Source organism: Mesorhizobium sp. M7A.F.Ca.CA.002.15.2.1, assembly GCF_003998715.1.
Taxonomy (GTDB): domain Bacteria; phylum Pseudomonadota; class Alphaproteobacteria; order Rhizobiales; family Rhizobiaceae; genus Mesorhizobium; species Mesorhizobium ciceri.
This window is the reverse complement of sequence record NZ_RZPI01000877.1, coordinates 1-1931: the sequence shown is the minus strand read 5'-3', so window position 1 is coordinate 1931 and position 1931 is coordinate 1. Positions and strand designations below refer to the sequence as shown.

3 protein-coding genes are annotated in these 1931 nt (G+C 65.0%); 1 reads left to right on the top strand and 2 read right to left on the bottom strand.

Annotated elements, in window-relative coordinates; all coding sequences use genetic code 11:
* The first annotated feature begins 286 nt into the window (after positions 1 to 286).
* Entirely contained in the window at positions 287 to 520 is a 234-nt protein-coding gene (locus ENZ74_RS30590; RefSeq protein ID WP_013532448.1) for a DUF680 domain-containing protein, read from the top strand.
* Between the two features lie 51 nt (positions 521 to 571).
* Here the strand turns inward: ENZ74_RS30590 and ENZ74_RS30585 are convergent, their stop codons facing one another.
* Positions 572 to 1102: a histidine phosphatase family protein gene (locus ENZ74_RS30585; protein WP_013532447.1), complete on the bottom strand. Its 531-nt coding sequence runs from the start codon at positions 1100 to 1102 to the stop codon at positions 572 to 574.
* A gap of 13 nt (positions 1103 to 1115) precedes the next feature.
* Entirely contained in the window at positions 1116 to 1829 is a 714-nt protein-coding gene (gene purN / locus ENZ74_RS30580) for a phosphoribosylglycinamide formyltransferase (protein WP_013532446.1), read from the bottom strand.
* Positions 1830 to 1931: the final 102 nt, after the last annotated feature.

Genomic DNA, 1931 nt, shown 5'->3' with positions numbered 1-1931 from the left:
ATTTATGTTGACGAATCGTGAACGGATGGCGAGCGCTGGCTCGATGAACCGCCGCATCATGCGTCAGGCACCCTCCTTGTAAGCGTCTGAGATAAACTGATAAAACAGGGTGAGCTCAATCCCTTGGCCGACGTTCGAGGTCCCGATGCCGCGCGTGAGGGAACGTCTTCGTGATTGGAAGTCGGCGCACGAAAAACCCAGATCGAGGTTGTCCGAGCGACGCGAAATTTCCTCCCCAGGGGCACGCCACTAGACGGACAGAATCAGGAATACCGGAGTAAATAGAATGAACAGGATCGCTCTTGCCGCCGCCGCCATCCTCGTTGCCACTGGTGCCGCTTTTGCCGGCAGCGACAACTATGGTTCGGACAATGTCAATCAGCCGGCCGTCACCTCGCACGCGGTCAATGTCGACCACAGCTACACGGCTTCGACCCACAGGCAGGTCAAGCACCGCGACCTCACGCTGACGCCCGATTCGGTCCAGCCGGAATCCGGTCAGGGCAACTGGGGAAACTGACGGCTCAAGCGGATGTGCGGCGGGCTTGACCCGCCGCACCTGCCATGGACACTAGCCCAGGTCCTTCGGCCGCGGGCCCAGGTCCTTGGGCCGCAAGCAATGTGTCAGCCGGGCGGGGGACACGACGGACCAATCGCCTTTGAAGACCACCCGGGCGAGGGCTCCCGTCGGGAATTTTTCCTCAAGTCTTGCGATCGCCTTGGCGTCTGACCCCGGCCCGGCAAGCTGTCTGGCCAACTGCTCCAGGCCCGGATTGTGGCCAATTACCAGCAAGCTGCCGCTCGAAGCGTCGGTTTGACCAATCTGGCTCAGAATGTCCGCCGCTGAAGCATCGTACAGCGCCTTGAGGAATGCGACCTGGGGCGGGACGGGCAATTCCGCCGCCACAAGCCGCCAGGTGTCGCGGGTGCGCAGCGCCGCCGACACCAGCGCCAGGTCCGGCAGCCAGCCGCGCGTCGCAAGCTCGCGCCCCATCAACCGGGCTGCCTTCACTCCGCGTTCGGCCAAGGGCCGGTCGAAATCATCGAGATCAGGGTCGTCCCAGCTGGATTTGGCGTGACGAAGCAGGAGAAGCTGTTTCATCGCCGCTCTAAGCTCAAGGCGTGATGCGCGCCAGATGCTCGAGGTCGGCTTCCTCGCGCAGCGGATCCGGGGCCATCACCACCGAGGTGCCGTTGTCGGCATCGTCGGCAAAGTGGGCAAGCACGGTGCGGCCGGACTCCATGCGCGCCTTGCCTTCGGCGACCAGCCCCAGCGCCAGCGGATAGAGCCGGTGTTCGGTCTTCAGCACGCGGGCTGCCAATGTATCGGCGGTGTCGCCGACCATCACCGGCACGGCTGCCTGTGCGATGATCGGGCCGTCATCCATCTCGGAGGTGACGAAGTGCACGGTGCAGCCATGGATGCGGATGCCGGCGGCCAGCGCGCGCGCATGGGTGTCGAGCCCCTTGAAGGCCGGCAGCAGGGCAGGGTGGATATTGATCATGCGGCCCTGCCATTTCTGGACGAAGCCGGGGCTGAGGATGCGCATATAGCCGGCCAGCGCCACGATCTCGGCGTTGAAGGCGGTAAGGGCCGCGTCGATGGCGGCGTCATGCGCCTGCTTGCTGCCGTGGTCGGCACGTGAGACGACCTGCGTGGCGATGCCGCGCGCCCTGGCGATGCCGAGCCCGGCGGCATCCGCCTTATCGGAAATGACACCGACGATCTCGGCCGGGAACGACGGGTCGCTGGCCGCGGCAATCAGCGCGGTCATGTTGGAGCCGCGTCCCGAGATCAGGACAACGGTGCGTTTCCTCTGCGCGCTCATAGGCCGATCGAACCCCGATAGATGACGCCTGCGTCGCGGCGCGGCACGATGCGGCCGATCGGCGTCACCGTCTCGCCGGCTTCCTGTAGCACGGCCGCGACC

Excerpts from the sequence above, each read along its gene's own strand:
- ENZ74_RS30590 (WP_013532448.1), top strand. The coding sequence starts at position 287 with ATGAACAGGATCGCTCTTGCCGCCGCCGCCATCCTCGTTGCCACTGGT.
- ENZ74_RS30585 (WP_013532447.1), bottom strand. The coding sequence starts at position 1,102 with ATGAAACAGCTTCTCCTGCTTCGTCACGCCAAATCCAGCTGGGACGAC.
- purN (WP_013532446.1), bottom strand. The coding sequence starts at position 1,829 with ATGAGCGCGCAGAGGAAACGCACCGTTGTCCTGATCTCGGGACGCGGC.